This window comes from Streptomyces sp. 6N223 (assembly GCF_052246635.1).
In the GTDB taxonomy this organism is placed as follows: domain Bacteria; phylum Actinomycetota; class Actinomycetes; order Streptomycetales; family Streptomycetaceae; genus Streptomyces.
Window position 1 is genome coordinate 22,679 of record NZ_JBQQCA010000020.1, and the last position, 14,167, is coordinate 36,845.

The window sequence follows — 14,167 nt, forward strand, 5'->3', positions numbered from 1 at the left end:
GGAGCATTCGGCTCCCTCTGGCGGAGGTGAACGCCCTGGGGCAGTCAGGGCTCCTGTGTCGGACGATAAGGATCACGCGGCGTCGTCCTTATGGGCCTCTTCGTAGAGTTCTTCACGCACGCGATGCGCGAACTCGGGGTCACCGCCATCGAAGGTGGGCACGTCGGGCGGATCGGGCCAGCGGCGCTCCCCTGTGGCGGCCAGGTGGATGCCCCGGCGAGCGGCGGCTGCCCTCGCCGTTGATCCAAAAGCGCTCGACCGCCTGTGGTGTGGCCCGTACCGTGTCCACGATCGCCGTCCGCCGGCTGTCATGGGAAAGCAGGGAGATGCGATGGAGTATGTCCGATTGGGCGCGTCCGGCCTCAAGGTGTCCCGGATCTGCCTCGGCATGATGAGCTACGGCGATCGCCCCACACGGGCTTGGCAACTCGACGAGGAGGCCGCGGAACCGATCGTCCGGCGGGCCGTCGAGTCGGGCGTGACGTTCTTCGACACCGCGGACATGTACTCCAACGGAGGCAGTGAGGTGGTCACGGGGCGTCTGCTCGCCAGGATGTTCCCCCGCCGTGACGACTACGTGCTCGCCACCAAGGTCTACTTCCCGATGGGGGAAGGGCCGAACGACAAGGGCCTGTCCCGCAAGCACATCATGGACGCCATCAACGCCTCGCTCGCCCGCCTCGGCGTCGACCACGTCGACCTGTACCAGATACACCGCTGGGACTACGAGACCCCGATCGAAGAGACCATGAGCGCGCTCAACGACGTGGTCGCGGCAGGAAAGGCCCGGTACATCGGCGCGTCCAGCATGTTCGCCTGGCAGTTCGCCAAGGCACAGCACCTCGCCGCGGCCAACGGCTGGACGGCGTTCGTCTCGATGCAGAACCACTACAACCTGGTCTACCGCGAGGAGGAGCGGGAGATGATCCCGCTCTGCCTCGATCAGGGCGTCGGCATCATCCCGTGGAGCCCGCTGGCGCGCGGGCTGCTGGCCGGCTCCCGCGAGCGCGGCGGCAGGCAGATCACCGTACGGTCGGCGTCCGATCCCGTCGCGGACAGCCTGTACGCCGACGACGACTTCGACGTGGTCGACTCCGTGCGCGCGGTCGCCGCCGAACGCGGTCTGCCGCCGGCGCAGATCGCGCTGGCCTGGCTCCTCGGCCGACCCGGGGTAACCGCGCCGATCATCGGGGCGACCAGGGTGCAGCACCTTGACGACGCGGTCGCGTCGGTGCGGGTGCGGCTGAGCGAGGACGAGGTGGCCAGGCTGGAAGCGCCGTACCGGCCACACGCGGTGCTCGGCCACGAGTAGACGCGATACCGGTGACCTTGGCCGTCCATGATCCCCACGACTGCGACAGTCGGCAGCATAGGGGAGCGAAAACGGTGCGAAATGTCGCAGCGGACGGCCGGACGGGGCGCGTAAGTCACCGGATGTTCACCGGTCGAGCTCCGTGATCGCCTCCGGGTCGGTGGCCCACTCAACGCCACCACCCTCGGGCCGCAGCCAGGCGCGCCGCCGAGCGGCGCGCCTGCTGGCGTCGTCCCGGACGACCGCCCGCAGAACGCCGATCCGGCCGCTGCTGGTGTCCAGCACCAGCCTGCCCAGCAGCGGATGCGCCTCGTGCAGGAGCCCGAGATGTTGCCCGCTGGTCATCGCCCACTCCCCGGCGGCTGCCGGACGTCCGCGATACGCGCCCACCAGGGCTGGTGGCCCATTACCCCAACGGGCCGCAGCAGCACGTGCGTTGCGCCCCTTATCGGCCGATCGCCGTTGATCCACCCCAGGTCGTCACGAAAGAGCTGCGCTACACCGATGCGGTTCTCCGCCATGTCCAGCGCGCGGACACCGATAGCCAGCCAATCGCGGGGGTGTGACGTGTTGTTGTGCATGTGCGCTCCTCCGTGGCCGACACCGACCGTGACCGTCCGGCGACGCAAATAAGCTTGAGGGGCGCGGCATCGCGCACGCAATAGTTGGCGGAAATTCCATCCGAGATGGCATATGTGACGCGGCTTGCTCTAGGCTGCACGAGCAGTGCTGAAGATGTCACGCTCAGCACTCACATGACGGCTCGGTAAGCTCGGTCAGCAGGAAGGCGGACTCATGGCGGCACCCACCGGACCCACCGTTCGGCGCATGCAACTCGGCTGGGAGCTCAGGCGCTTGCGCGAAAAGAACGGATTCACCCTCGCCCAGGCAGTCGACGGGTTGACGTTCTCCACCTCCAAGCTCTTCCGCGTGGAGAACGGACTGAGCGCGCTCCCGAAGGTGTCCGACCTGAAGACGCTGCTCGACCGGTACGGCGTGACCGACGAGGACGACATCCAGTTCCTGGTCGAGATCCACCGCGACTCGCTCAACCGGGGTTGGTGGTCGCACTACCGCAGCACGATGCCCTCCGGCATGGCCACGTACGTGGGGCTGGAGAGCGGCGCCCGCGCCATCCGCGCCTGGCAGCCGAACGTGGTCCTCGGCCTGTTGCAGACCGAGCGCTACGTCCGGGAACTGTTCCAGGCGGCCAAGCCGGTCAACGAGGCCACGACCGAGTTCCTCGAGCGTGGCGTTCAACTGCGGATGGACCGCAAGTCGGTGATCACCCGCAAGGAGAACCCCGTGGAGCTGTGGGCCATCCTGGACGAGGCCGCTCTGCTGCGGATCGTCGGCGGCCCGGAGGTGATGCGCGAGCAGTACGAGGAGATCGCCAGGCTCGCGGCACTCGACAACGTGACCGTCCAGATCCTGCCGACCAGCACGCCGACCTACCGATCCGCCGACAACTTCACCCTGCTGGAGTTCGGTGCCCCGCTGCCCACGGTCGTCCAGTCGGACATCGTCGATGCCTCGAACGTCAGCGACAAGGACACCACCGTCTGGGCCTTCACCCGCAGGTTCGACGCCCTGCGGGCGGGGGCGCTTTCGCCCGGCGAGACGCCGGAGTTCCTGAACCGACTAGCACGAAAGATCTGAACGAACATGACTCACCGCATCGCACCCGAAGCCGCCTGGTTCAAGTCCTCCTACAGCCATGACAACGGCACCGCCTGCGTGGAGATCGCCAACCTCCGCCCCACCGGCCGCGTCGGCATCCGCGACTCCAAGAACCCCGACGGCCCGGCCCTGACCGTCCCGACCACCGCCTTCACGGCGTTCCTCACCACCGCTCGGTCCACCTAGCACGAGGAGACACAAGGTGTACGTCACGGGTCTCCGCCTCTCGGACATCAAGGCTTCACGGGGAAGCGCGTGGTGGATCTCGCCCTGCGCCCGCCGCCCGGTCCGCTGAACCGCAACGAGATGCCCGCCTCCCGGGACGGACGACGGCGCGGAGCACCGGGCAAGGGACGATGGGGGGGATGACCATGGCGGAGACACCTGCGGAGACACCGGAGATCCCCGGGGCCCGGGCACGGCTCGGGCGCGAGGCGGAGGACGTCTGCGCGTATCTGCGGTCCCTGGCCGCGCGGCTCACGCCGGGCCAGGTGCCGGAGTTCACCGTCGCCGGCGACCCGTTCATGGACACCGGCACGGAACCCGCCACGTACCTCTACCTCGTCTGGAACCGCGTACGCGCCCGAGACACGTACGACGCCGAACTCGCCGCCCGCGCGGCCGCCCTGCTCGCCGCCGACGGCTGGGCGACCACCGAGGAGACCCCCGAGCCACACCCCGCGAGCTGGGGTGCTGTGGTGACCGGCCTCCGCGACGGCAGAAAGATCACTGTGTCCATCTCACGGAGCCGCAGCGAGGTGATGTACCAGGGCCAGACCCCGCCCATCGCGCTGTACGAGGATGTGCCGTGGGTCCGCCCCGACCCGGTGGTGACCCCGGAGACGCTGCCGCCGGGGTGCGTCCTGTGCGAGGAGTGCGGCGGCCTGGGCTGGTGCCCCGTCTGCGAGGGCCGCGGCCGGATACTGGGCGGCGACCCCGGGTGGTCCCCCGAGCCCCGTGACCCCAACCGCCTGGGCCGGTGCACGGAGTGCTTCGGCGAGCGGGTGTGCCCGTTCTGCAGGGGAGGCGGGACAGCGGTGTGAGCGTGAATTCCTGACTCGTCCGCACCGCCGAGCTCAGGGCGCCGTGAAGAACGACGGGAACCGTGGCGCGAGCCACGGCCTGCGCCCCCAGTGCAGGACCCGTCCGCGCGCGAGTGCCGCGAAGGGGTTGGCTCGCCCCAGCGCGATCAGCAGGAAGGTGACCGGCTCCATGGACAGCGTGCAGTCCGCACGCTCCGGCTGCCGCAGCTCCGCGGTGAGCCGTCCGCGGTCGATCGTCACCCCGAACCTCGGACCGCCCCGTAGCCTGACGGCGTATCGCGCGGTGAGACCGGCGACGGCGTCCGCGTTGAGCACCCGGGGCATGGCGGCTAGGAGGAAGGGCAGCGTGAGCTCCACGCGGCTCCGGTCGATCATGTGGGGCCGGCGCACGGCGCGGGCGATGTCATAGCCGTGCCCGAGCATGTGGGTGAGCAGATACGCCCCCAGGGTGGGCAGATCCATCTCCCCCATGGGCGTGACGGCGCGCTCGTCGGTGGACCGGCGCGCCAGTGCGGTGACGAAGGCATCCGCCTGCTCCTCGATCATCCCGGCGAGCGGCTCTGCCCGCCGTTCGGGGAAGAGGGCGAGGACTCGCTCGTTGGCCTCGGCGATACTTCCTGGCGTCCCGTCGCCGTGGGTGTGCTCCCGCCCGGCGGCGAGCCCGGCCATCAGCCGGTTGGCCTGCGCCAGATGCGCGGCGGTCTCCCCGAGCGTCCACGTGAGGCCCGGCACGGGTCGGCCGGTGTCGCTCACCGGCCGGAGCAGGGCTCCGATGTCTGCGGCGGTGCCGCGGATGGCGTGGGCGAGCTCATCGGACAGGACAGCGTCGGCTGTGGTCATGGGACGTGAGCCTGCCGTTTCTCCAGACAGAGTGTCCAGCGACGGAGATCCACTTACGCACGATGGGGACTACCACACGGCGCGACCGTGAGGCAGTCCCCTGGCTCTCGGATCGGTTCAGCTCCTCCGGAAGAGGTCTTCGGCCGTGGTGGCGGCGAGCGCGCGGTCGTACCAGGCGTCGATCGTCGCCTCGTCGGTGCAGCTCGTCACCCGCTGGCGGACGTCCTCGGGAACGGCGATCCCCCGCTTCTCCAGAATCCGCAGGACCCCGTCCGCGTGGCCTTGCGCGCGTTCCTCGTCACGGACCTCCTCACGACCTCCTCACGGACCTGGTCACGGAACTTCTCACGGACCCGGTCGAGGAGCTCATCGGGGAGGAAGCCAGCGGGGTCGAGGCCACGGAAGACGTCCGGGTTAATGGTCATCAGCTGCCTCCAGTGTTCGGCGGCCGGGTTCTTCCCCAGGCCGGCGTAGATCAGTAGGGCGAGGGACTTCGCGTGTTCGTGGTCGAGGGTCTTCAGGGCGGCAACCAGTGCGTTCGGTATGGCACCGGCGTTCTCGTGAGTGCTGTGAACAACCGCGGACAGGGTGGCCAGGCCCACATCCTTGGCAGCCAGGGCCGGCTCGGTGATGACGGGAAGGTTGTCCGGGCCCAGAACCAAGGGCTGCAAGGTCAGCGTCGGGCAGCCCGGGAGACCGACGTACGTGGACCCGCTGGCCCAGCGGGCGGTCGCCTGGCTGTGGCAAACGACCAGGAGGACGACGGGCAGTTCATACTTGGTGTGCAGATAGGCGGCGTAGTACGTCCAGCTGCTGGGCTTCTTCCTGTCCCGGCCGCTCTGGCCTCGACGGCCAGTAAGTATTCGCCGCCCTCGGCGTCCTGGATCCTCATCAGGGTGTCCACCCGGCGTTCGAGTGGCTCGACCTCGGTGAGATCGGTCGGCATGACCGTCGCCTTGCGCGGCTCGGGGAAGTGGAGGCCCTGATCGCGGAAGGCCCGGGCGAAGAGCCCCGGGTCCTCCCGGAAGATGCGATGCATGGCCTCGTGAGTCGAGTTGACCATGTGACTAACGCTATGCACACCATCCGACACTCAACGCGCGTTTACCACGCCTTTCACCCGTTCGGGTGGCCGAGGCGGACCGTCATCTCCACGGCCACGTCGGCACCTGCCGAGAGACCTAGCGCCTTGCGCACCGCGTCCTTGAGCGGCAGCAGATAGCCGCCGTCCTTGGGGAAGAGGGAGGTGGCGAAGGAGACCCCGCCGATCCGGGCGTCGACCGGGATCATGCCCCAGCCGTATGTGGCCATCGCGGCCACCTCACGGATGTCGGCGGACTGCTCGTCCGGCACGGGGACGAAGTAGTACGGTGCCGGGCCGCGCCATTCGATGAGCTGGCCGGCGAAGACGAGGTCCATGAGGCTGCCTCCTTCCCTCCGCGTCCGAGACGGCCAGGTCGCGCTCAGCGTACCTGCGGTGTCGTCGGGCCGCCGGGCCCCTCACGACATGTGTGCTCCGCCTGTGTCACCCTCCGGTTCGGCCGAGTCGATGAACTGTTGCAGGTCAAGGACCAGCAACAGCCGATACCTCCGGAGCGACGCGAGGCTCTCGAAGATTCCACGGGCGGCGGCCGCCTGCCGATCCGGGTCCGAGCCGTAGTCCCTGACCGTGATGAGGGAGTCGTACGACTCGAAGGGCAGTCCCGGGACTCCTTCGTACTCGTGGGACAGCTCCACTTCGACCGCGGCGAACCCGAGGCCGGCCGCGTGGGTGATGTGCTCGCCCTCCACGGTTTCGAGCGGCACTCCACACGCGAACGAAATGTCGGAGATCAGGCGCTCCACCGGGCGACCCGGATGGATGAAGATTTCGTGGTATGCGCTCATTAGCCACCTCCAAGGCCCGCTACGGCCATTCGATGTTGTAGCCGTCACCGACGATCCTGATGTGGTCCATCTGGCTCGGATGATTTTTCTCAAAGAATTTGTCAAGCCCTTGTCTCGCCTCAGCTTCGCTGAGACCGCTTCCCCTCGCGTCCACCACCGCGTCCCGCGCCTGGTTCTTCGCCTTGTTGATGGCGTTCCTGATGCTGCCCGGCACCGCGCCGGGATCAAGTGACTTGAACTCCGTCGGCACGCCGTTCACCAGAGAGTCCGCGGTTTGCTGGCCATGTATCGTCGATTCTCTTACCGCATAGACGTATCTGCCCTCCGAATAAAGCAACTCCGCGATAGCGCGCTCTCTCGGGTTGAACGTCTTCTCGGACTCGACGATCCGCGGTGGCCCTGAGACGCTGGTGAACAGGTCGAACGGCCCCTGGGAGGGGTCGTATCCCAGGCGCATCAGGTCGGACGCCCTGCCCATGAGTCCCAGACGGAATATCTCGATCTCTTCCTCGATCTCCCGGTGGTAGTTGGAGGCGTCCTTCGCGGCTGCGTCCAGGTGCAGTTCCCGGATCTCCTGCGGCAGGGTGTCCGGGAGCGCGAAGACGGGGCCGCCGGCGGGGTCCGTCCCCGACATGGGAGCGTACTCGAGGCGGCTGTTGTTGAGGACGGGCAGCGGCACCTCGGCGTAGAGGGGATTCTTGTTGTACTCGTCGACGGCGCTCTGCAGAGCTCCGCCCCAACCCTCCCATTCGGCCCGCGCCGCCCGGAGGTGGTCGAGGTACTTCTGCTCCAACCCCTCGGGGCCGAAGATCAGGTCGTGGACCTTTTCCTCGGTATCGAGCGCCGCGTTCATGGCGAAGCCGATGTGCATGGTGACCTGATCGATGTCATCGCCGCCGCGTTGCAGGTCCCGGCCTGTCTCGTGGATGCGCCCCTCGCCGTCCACGATGGTGGACGTGTCCAGTTCCCCGGCCTCCTGCGAGATCCGGGTGGCGATTGCGGCGAGGTCCTGCGCTCCCCGGGCCTCGGCGGCCGCCCGCGCGTAGATGGCCGCGGTTTCCGCCATGTCGTCCGGGTTGATCTCGGTGCGCAACAGCCTCTGTCGGGTCCACGGCTGCTTACCGGCTCTCGCCTCCACCTCCTCCCGCGAGAACTCGACATCCTGCATGCGTGGTCCCTCCCGTGATCTCCCTTGATGCCGGCGATCGTGAGGGAACGGATCCAAACAGGGGGAGCCCGGCAGGGGTCCCGAGCCGTTGATGCAGCCGTTGATGCGCGGTTTCTGCCTCAAGGCGGCAGGAGCCGGACGCCCCGCCCCTGCAAGACCGCAGGAGCGGGGCGAGCCCGTGACGTTTCGCGTCGCGTCAGGGCGCGTCCGGCGGGAGGAGGGTGATGGTGTAGGCGTCGTGGAAGTCGGTCCACGGGATGGTGACCGTGGCGCTGTTGCCGTCTACGGTGAGCTCCTCGTCGGCGACGGGTTCCAGGCCGGTCACCACGCCGCCGTTGTTCCACGGGACGCGCTCCACGACGGCGCGGACGGTGCCGTTCTGGACCAGGCCGGTGACGGCGTCGAGGCCGGTGAGGTCGACCGTCATGGTGCCGGTGGAGCCCTTGGTGCCCAGCAGGACGGCGGCACGGCTCGCTTCGTCGTCGCCCGTGGCGTAGCCGTCGAGGTCGGCGCCCGGGGTGACCTCGGCGCGGGTGCCGGTCATCTCGGCGTAGAACTTGTAGAGCTGCCAGTCGCCCAGCGGCTGGTAGGTGCCGCCGTCGTTGGTCAGGAGGCTGGCCATGTTGTCGTGCAGGGCGTTGCCGGAGGCCCAGTTGGCGCGCAGGCCGTCGACGTTGCCGTGTTCGAGGCGGGCGATGAACCAGCCGGAGTTGCCGGGGTTCTGCTGCTCGGGCCAGGCGTACTCGTTGACCGAGTAGTCCTCGACCGTGAGGCCGCGATCGGCCAGCATCTGCTGGACCGAGGCCTTGCTGGCCGCAGGGTCCTGGTTGTTCGGGCTGCCGCCGATCTCGTGCCAGCTGATGATGTCGGGCACGGTGCCGGCCTCCGCGACGTGGTCCAGGAAGGTGGTCCACCAGCCGTTGCCCGGGTCGGGCTCGCCCGCGGTGCTGGGACCGACGATGACCGTGTCGGGCAGCTCCTCGCGGATCCGGGCGTAGGTCCGGTCCCACATCTCAAGGTACTGCTCCTGCGAGCGGTCCCAGAACTGCGTGATGTCGGGCTCGTTCCAGATGTCCCACTGCGGGTTGATCCCGGCGGCCTTGATGTCGGAGATGAGCTGGTCGAGGAAGGCGTCATAGTCCGACCAGTCGCCGTTGTCGCCGGGGAAGCGGGGCGAGGTCGTGCCGTCGGCCCCCCAGAGGTCGTGCGGGAGCATCTGGAAGGTGCCGCCGAGGTCGACGGTGCGCTGGTACTGGGCGAGGGTGGAGTTCCAGCGGCGCTCGTAGTCGCCCGCGACCCAGCCGCCCGGACTGCCGAGTTGAGCGCCGCCGGCCCGTTCGAAGCGGAAGTCGATGCCGGTGAAGAACTCGTCGGGCGGGTTGGAGCCGTCCTCGGTGATGCCGTAGAGAATGCCGGACGCGTGGTGCTTCGGGGCGCCCAGGTCGGCGGAGAAGTCGACGGAGACGCTGTCGTCCAGGGTCTGGGCCGGCGGCTGGGCGGGCTGGGCGGAGCCGGCGGGAATCAGCAGCAGCGCGGCCGTCGCCGCCGCGAGGGCGGCGGCGAGGCTGCCCAGGCCGCGCTTGCGGTGGGAGGTACGGGGGTTGCGCATGGGGGTTGCCTCCTGTGGGGGGGATGCGGCTCGGGAGGCGAGCGCTGTCGAAACCTATTCGAACCGGAGAAACCGGGGAACCGGGGAACCGGTTCGAGTCGAACCGGTTCGATGAACGTAACACCGCTCCCTCCTCTGGGCAATGGACCCTGCGAACCCTCTCTCACCGCCCGGCACAGCGCCCTGACGGTCAGTCGGTCACCGCCCGCTCATCCGCCCTGTCCGCGACGGCGTCGGTCGCCGGACGCTCGGCGCCGACGCGGGACTCGTCCCATTCCGCGGCCGGTTCGTGGCCGCGCCGGGCGTCCAGGATCCCGGAGGTCAGGAGGATCACCAGGCCGGAGACGGGGACCAGGACCAGGCCGAGGCGGATCGACGAGGCGTCGGCGATCAGGCCGATGACGGGCGGGCCCGTCAGGAAGCCGATGCGCAGCAGGAAGGCGGCCACGGTGATGCCCGCGCCGGGCCACAGGCCCGGGACCTCGTCGGCGGCGTGGAAGGCGGCGGGGATGAGGGTGGCGATGCCGAAGCCCGCGAGGGCGAAGCCCACCACCGTCGTCGGCACGGTGGGCCACAGCAACGCCGTGCCGGTGCCGGAGATCACCAGCAGCGCGCCGACCCGGGCGGTGGCGCGGTCGCCGAAACGCTGCACCGCCCGGTCGCCGAGCAGCCGGCCGACGGTCTGCGCGCCCTGGAGCGCGATGAAGGCGAGGCCGCCGACGAAGGGGCTGGTGTCCAGCTCGTTCTGGAGGTAGTTCGCGCCCCACGCGCCGGGAGCGTCCTCCACCACGGCCGTCGCCGCGGTCATCAGGCCCAGGACGGCGAACGCCACCAGCACCGGGCGCCGCAGCCACGCGCGGCGCGACCCGGCGGAGGGCTCGCCCTCGGGCGCGGGCGGCAGCGGCTGCTTCTCGGTGTCGTCCGGGCCCGGCAGCAGGAAGCGGGAGGCGACCAGCGATGCCGCCGTGACGAGGGCCCCGTCCACGGCGAGGTGGACGGACAGGGGAACGCCGGCCTGGGCCGCCGCCGCGCCCGCGAGGCCGCCGGTCACGGCGCCGATGCTCCACAGGCCGTGGAAGGCGTTGAGGATCGACCGGCCGTAGCGGCGCTGCACCCGCATCCCGTGGGCGTTCACCGCGACGTCGGTGATGGCGTCGAGCGCGCCCGCGAGGAAGATGGCCGCGCAGAGCAGGGCGTAGGTGGGCGCGGTGCCGACGAGGAGGATGTTGACGCCCGCCAGCGCCTGGCTGGCCACGGCGGTCCACGCCGAGCCGAAGCGCTTGATCAGCGGCCCGGCCGCGAGCCCGAGCGCCAGGGCGCCCAGCGGCATGGAGGCGATCGCGGTCCCCAGCGCGGCGTTCGACAGCGACAGATCGGCCTTGATCTCGGGGTAGCGGGGGGCGACGTTCGAGAAGAGGAAGCCGTTGGCGAAGAACAGCACGGCGACGGCGACGCGGGCCCTGACGGGGATGCCGCCGGTGGTGCCGCCTGTGGGGGTGCCGGTGGGGGTGGTGCGGGACATGGACAGCGACGATACGAGCCGGGGCCGCCGCCGCGCGACGGGATTCCGCGCCGGGCGGCGACTACGCTGGCGCGAGAGGCCAGGGACATCGGAAGGGCGTTTCTCATGAGCAATCTGGAGACCGCGCCGCCCGAGGTGACCTGCGTCAACGCCCCCGACGGAGCGCTCCAGCTCCTGCGGCCGCGCGAGGTGCCGCTGGGCGGGCCGCGCGCGATGCCCGTGCGGCGCACGCTGCCGCAGCGGGCGCGCTCGCTGATCGGCGCGTGGTGCTTCGCCGACCACTACGGCCCGGACGACGTGTCGGCGTCGGCGACCGGTGGGATGCGGGTGCCCGGCCATCCGCACACCGGGTTGCAGACGGTGTCGTGGCTGTTCAGCGGCGAGATCGAGCACCGCGACACGACCGGCGCCCACGCCCTGGTCCGGCCCGGCGAGCTGAACCTGATGACGGCCGGGTCGGGCATCGCGCACTCGGAGTTCTCCACCCCCGGCACCACGGTGCTGCACGGCGCCCAGCTGTGGGTGGCGCTGCCGCACGCGCACCGGTTCACGGCCCCGGCGTTCGAGCGCTACGCCCCGCTGCCGCTGGAGCACGACGGCGCGCGGGTGCTCGTCTTCCTGGGCGGCCTGGCGGACCTCGCGGGGCCCGCCTCGCCGGTGCGCACCTTCAGCCCGCTGCTGGGCGCGGAGATCACGCTGGACGCGGGCCGCGCGATCGAGCTCGCGCTCGACCCGGGGTTCGAGCACGGGGTGCTCGTGGACACCGGCCGCGTCACCGTGGGCGGCGCGACGACGGCAGGGCCGGGCGAGCTGGTCTACCAGCCGGTCGGCGCGGGCGTGCTCCGCCTCGCCGCCTCGGCCGAGGGGAAGGCCCGGGTGCTGCTGCTGGGCGGCGAGCCGCTGGGCGAGCGCATCGTGATGTGGTGGAACTTCATCGGCCGCGACCACGACGAGATCGCCGCCTATCGCGCGGAGTGGCAGGCCGAGCGCGGCGGGGACGGGGAGGGGACCGGCACGGGCACCGGCACCCTGCGTTTCGGGGCGTTCCCGGCGGAGTGGGGACAGGACGGCACCCTTCCGGCGCCGGAGCTGCCCCACACGCGGCTGCGCCCGCGCGGCTAGGCGGCGGAATGCGGGAATACGGGAGGGAGCCGCGTCGTTCGGTATGGTAGTTTAATGTTCAACTAATAGGGAGGTGCTCCGATGGGCCCGATGCAGTTCGGCGTCTTCACCGTCGGCGACGTGACGACGGACCCGACGACGGGACGCACGCCCGGCGAGCACGAGCGCATCAAGGCGATGGTCGCCATCGCCCGCAAGGCGGAGGAGGTCGGCCTTGACGTCTTCGCCACCGGCGAGCACCACAACCCGCCGTTCGTGCCCTCCTCCCCCACCACGATGCTCGGCCACATCGCGGCCACGACCCGGCGGCTGATCCTCTCCACGGCCACGACCCTCATCACCACCAACGACCCGGTGAAGATCGCCGAGGACTACGCCATGCTCCAGCACCTGGCCGACGGCCGCGTCGACCTGATGATGGGACGCGGCAACACCGGCCCGGTCTACCCCTGGTTCGGCCAGGACATCCGCCAGGGCATCCCCCTCGCCATCGAGAACTACGCCCTCCTCCACCGCCTGTGGCGCGAGGACACCGTCGACTGGGAAGGCCGCTTCCGCACCCCGCTCCAGGGCTTCACCGCCACCCCACGCCCCCTCGACGGCGTCCCGCCCTTCGTGTGGCACGGCTCCATCCGCTCCCCGGAGATCGCCGAGCAGGCCGCCTACTACGGCGACGGCTTCTTCGCCAACAACATCTTCTGGCCCAACGGCCACTTCCAGCAGCTGATCGGCCTCTACCGGAGGCGTTACGCCCACTACGGGCACGGCGGCGAGGACGAGGCGATCGTCGGCCTGGGCGGCCAGGTCTTCATGCGGAAGAACTCGCAGGACGCGGTGCGCGAGTTCCGGCCCTACTTCGACAACGCCCCGGTGTACGGGCACGGGCCCTCGCTGGAGGAGTTCATGGCCGAGACGCCGCTGGCGGTGGGCAGCCCGCAGCAGGTCATCGACAAGACGCTCGCGTTCCGGGACGCCTTCGGCGACTACCAGCGCCAGCTCTTCCTGATGGACCACGCGGGCCTGCCGCTGAAGACCGTGCTGGAGCAGCTCGACATCCTGGGCGAGGAGGTCGTGCCCGTGCTGCGCCGGGAGTTCGCGCGCCTGCGCAAGCCCGGCGTTCCCGACGCGCCGGTCCACCCGGCCGTCGCCAACACCACCGTGGAGGTCTGATCGCCGTGTCCGCATCGACAACGCCGGCAACGCCGCTGAGGCTGGTGGCCGTCACCGCCGGCCTGAGCAAGCCGTCCTCCTCGCGCCTGCTCACCGACCGGCTCACGCGGGCGGCCACCGGAGCGCTGGAGGAGGCGGGCCGCCCCGCCGAGGTGCGGGTCGTGGAGCTGCGCGACCTGGCCGTGGACATCGCCAAGCACCTCGTCTCCGGCTTCCCCGGTCCCCGGCTGCGCGAGATCCTCGACGCGGTGACGGAGGCGGACGGCCTGATCGTCGTGACGCCCGTCTTCGCCGCCTCCTACAGCGGGCTGTTCAAGTCCTTCTTCGACCTCGTCGAGCAGGACGCGCTCGCCGGAACGCCCGTCCTGATCGGGGCCACCGGCGGCACCGCGCGCCACTCGCTCGTCCTGGAGCACGCCCTGCGCCCGCTCTTCGCCTACCTGCGCGCGCAGACGCTCCCCACGGGCGTCTTCGCCGCCACCGACGACTGGGGCGCCGGCGCCGAGGCGTACGCCGGCGAGCTGTCCGCCCGGATCGAGCGGGCCGGCGGCGAGTTCGCCGCGCTGCTCGCCCGCACCCCGCCCGCCGCCGGCCGAGGCGCGGAGGCCGACGAGGTGGTGCCCTTCGAGCGGCTCCTCGCCGACCTCGGCTGACGCCGAGCGGGCGTAGTCCCGGTCGAAGTGCCGCCGCCCTTCGGCGAACGCCAGCAGCCGGCCGGAGGGCAGGGCGAACGCCCGGTGGCAGGGGGGATCGTCCGAGCGTCCAGGACCAGGACACGAATGAGGCGCCCTTGGAAGGGCCCTTGACGAACTGG

15 protein-coding genes are annotated in these 14,167 nt (G+C 70.3%); 7 read left to right on the forward strand and 8 right to left on the reverse strand.

Annotated elements, in window-relative coordinates:
* Positions 1–331 precede the first annotated feature (331 nt).
* Positions 332–1,312, forward strand: coding sequence for an aldo/keto reductase (locus ACTWQH_RS14775; RefSeq protein ID WP_443286977.1), 981 nt, complete (start codon positions 332–334; stop codon positions 1,310–1,312).
* 126 nt (positions 1,313–1,438) lie between these two features.
* Here the strand turns inward: ACTWQH_RS14775 and ACTWQH_RS14780 are convergent, their stop codons facing one another.
* Positions 1,439–1,657 (reverse strand): hypothetical protein, encoded by a 219-nt coding sequence (locus ACTWQH_RS14780; protein WP_443286978.1) that lies wholly within the window; start codon positions 1,655–1,657, stop codon positions 1,439–1,441.
* 450 nt (positions 1,658–2,107) lie between these two features.
* Here ACTWQH_RS14780 and ACTWQH_RS14785 point away from each other — a divergent pair, with 450 nt between their 5' ends.
* The 3 genes from ACTWQH_RS14785 (at position 2,108) to ACTWQH_RS14795 (ending at position 4,035) form a co-directional block, all read left to right on the forward strand.
* Positions 2,108–2,971 (forward strand): helix-turn-helix domain-containing protein, encoded by an 864-nt coding sequence (locus ACTWQH_RS14785; protein WP_443286979.1) that lies wholly within the window; start codon positions 2,108–2,110, stop codon positions 2,969–2,971.
* 6 nt (positions 2,972–2,977) lie between these two features.
* The gene (locus tag ACTWQH_RS14790; protein WP_443286980.1) at positions 2,978–3,178 is read left to right on the forward strand and encodes a DUF397 domain-containing protein; all 201 of its coding nucleotides are present in this window, start codon (positions 2,978–2,980) and stop codon (positions 3,176–3,178) included.
* Between the two features lie 185 nt (positions 3,179–3,363).
* On the forward strand, positions 3,364–4,035 hold the full coding sequence (locus ACTWQH_RS14795; protein WP_443286981.1) for a hypothetical protein: 672 nt from the start codon (positions 3,364–3,366) through the stop codon (positions 4,033–4,035).
* Positions 4,036–4,068: 33 nt separating this feature from the next.
* On the opposite strand, the gene ACTWQH_RS14800 is transcribed toward ACTWQH_RS14795, so the two are convergent.
* The 7 genes from ACTWQH_RS14800 to ACTWQH_RS14830 all read right to left on the reverse strand — a co-directional run bounded on the left by ACTWQH_RS14800 (position 4,069) and on the right by ACTWQH_RS14830 (position 11,061).
* A complete protein-coding gene (locus ACTWQH_RS14800) occupies positions 4,069–4,875 on the reverse strand; it encodes a maleylpyruvate isomerase family mycothiol-dependent enzyme (RefSeq protein WP_443286982.1) in 807 nt (268 codons plus the stop codon).
* 206 nt (positions 4,876–5,081) lie between these two features.
* Positions 5,082–5,537, reverse strand: a complete 456-nt coding sequence (locus ACTWQH_RS14805) for a hypothetical protein (RefSeq protein WP_443286983.1) — start codon at positions 5,535–5,537, stop codon at positions 5,082–5,084.
* Positions 5,538–5,991: 454 nt separating this feature from the next.
* Positions 5,992–6,294, reverse strand: coding sequence for a DUF1905 domain-containing protein (locus ACTWQH_RS14810; protein WP_443286984.1), 303 nt, complete (start codon positions 6,292–6,294; stop codon positions 5,992–5,994).
* Between the two features lie 81 nt (positions 6,295–6,375).
* The gene (locus tag ACTWQH_RS14815; RefSeq protein ID WP_443286985.1) at positions 6,376–6,762 is read right to left on the reverse strand and encodes a hypothetical protein; all 387 of its coding nucleotides are present in this window, start codon (positions 6,760–6,762) and stop codon (positions 6,376–6,378) included.
* A gap of 19 nt (positions 6,763–6,781) precedes the next feature.
* Positions 6,782–7,930 (reverse strand): CdiA C-terminal domain-containing protein, encoded by a 1,149-nt coding sequence (locus tag ACTWQH_RS14820; protein WP_443286986.1) that lies wholly within the window; start codon positions 7,928–7,930, stop codon positions 6,782–6,784.
* Positions 7,931–8,126: 196 nt separating this feature from the next.
* Complete coding sequence (locus ACTWQH_RS14825) at positions 8,127–9,539, reverse strand: GH39 family glycosyl hydrolase (RefSeq protein WP_443286987.1); 1,413 nt, start codon at positions 9,537–9,539, stop codon at positions 8,127–8,129.
* Between the two features lie 190 nt (positions 9,540–9,729).
* On the reverse strand, positions 9,730–11,061 hold the full coding sequence (locus tag ACTWQH_RS14830; RefSeq protein ID WP_443286988.1) for an MFS transporter: 1,332 nt from the start codon (positions 11,059–11,061) through the stop codon (positions 9,730–9,732).
* A 105-nt stretch (positions 11,062–11,166) separates the two neighbouring features.
* Here ACTWQH_RS14830 and ACTWQH_RS14835 point away from each other — a divergent pair, with 105 nt between their 5' ends.
* The 3 genes from ACTWQH_RS14835 to ACTWQH_RS14845 all read left to right on the forward strand — a co-directional run bounded on the left by ACTWQH_RS14835 (position 11,167) and on the right by ACTWQH_RS14845 (position 14,006).
* Positions 11,167–12,183, forward strand: a complete 1,017-nt coding sequence (locus ACTWQH_RS14835; protein WP_443286989.1) for a pirin family protein — start codon at positions 11,167–11,169, stop codon at positions 12,181–12,183.
* A 90-nt stretch (positions 12,184–12,273) separates the two neighbouring features.
* Complete coding sequence (locus ACTWQH_RS14840; protein ID WP_443287050.1) at positions 12,274–13,353, forward strand: LLM class flavin-dependent oxidoreductase; 1,080 nt, start codon at positions 12,274–12,276, stop codon at positions 13,351–13,353.
* 5 nt (positions 13,354–13,358) lie between these two features.
* A complete protein-coding gene (locus ACTWQH_RS14845) occupies positions 13,359–14,006 on the forward strand; it encodes an FMN reductase (RefSeq protein ID WP_443286990.1) in 648 nt (215 codons plus the stop codon).
* The last annotated feature ends 161 nt before the right edge of the window (positions 14,007–14,167 follow it).

Coding starts and splice junctions, on each gene's coding strand:
- ACTWQH_RS14835 (WP_443286989.1), top strand. CDS start 11,167: ATGAGCAATCTGGAGACCGCGCCGCCCGAGGTGACCTGCGTCAACGCC.
- ACTWQH_RS14810 (WP_443286984.1), bottom strand. CDS start 6,294: ATGGACCTCGTCTTCGCCGGCCAGCTCATCGAATGGCGCGGCCCGGCA.
- ACTWQH_RS14780 (WP_443286978.1), bottom strand. CDS start 1,657: ATGACCAGCGGGCAACATCTCGGGCTCCTGCACGAGGCGCATCCGCTG.
- ACTWQH_RS14825 (WP_443286987.1), bottom strand. CDS start 9,539: ATGCGCAACCCCCGTACCTCCCACCGCAAGCGCGGCCTGGGCAGCCTC.
- ACTWQH_RS14815 (WP_443286985.1), bottom strand. CDS start 6,762: ATGAGCGCATACCACGAAATCTTCATCCATCCGGGTCGCCCGGTGGAG.
- ACTWQH_RS14795 (WP_443286981.1), top strand. CDS start 3,364: ATGGCGGAGACACCTGCGGAGACACCGGAGATCCCCGGGGCCCGGGCA.
- ACTWQH_RS14775 (WP_443286977.1), top strand. CDS start 332: ATGGAGTATGTCCGATTGGGCGCGTCCGGCCTCAAGGTGTCCCGGATC.
- ACTWQH_RS14820 (WP_443286986.1), bottom strand. CDS start 7,930: ATGCAGGATGTCGAGTTCTCGCGGGAGGAGGTGGAGGCGAGAGCCGGT.
- ACTWQH_RS14840 (WP_443287050.1), top strand. CDS start 12,274: ATGCAGTTCGGCGTCTTCACCGTCGGCGACGTGACGACGGACCCGACG.
- ACTWQH_RS14785 (WP_443286979.1), top strand. CDS start 2,108: ATGGCGGCACCCACCGGACCCACCGTTCGGCGCATGCAACTCGGCTGG.
- ACTWQH_RS14830 (WP_443286988.1), bottom strand. CDS start 11,061: ATGTCCCGCACCACCCCCACCGGCACCCCCACAGGCGGCACCACCGGC.
- ACTWQH_RS14800 (WP_443286982.1), bottom strand. CDS start 4,875: ATGACCACAGCCGACGCTGTCCTGTCCGATGAGCTCGCCCACGCCATC.
- ACTWQH_RS14790 (WP_443286980.1), top strand. CDS start 2,978: ATGACTCACCGCATCGCACCCGAAGCCGCCTGGTTCAAGTCCTCCTAC.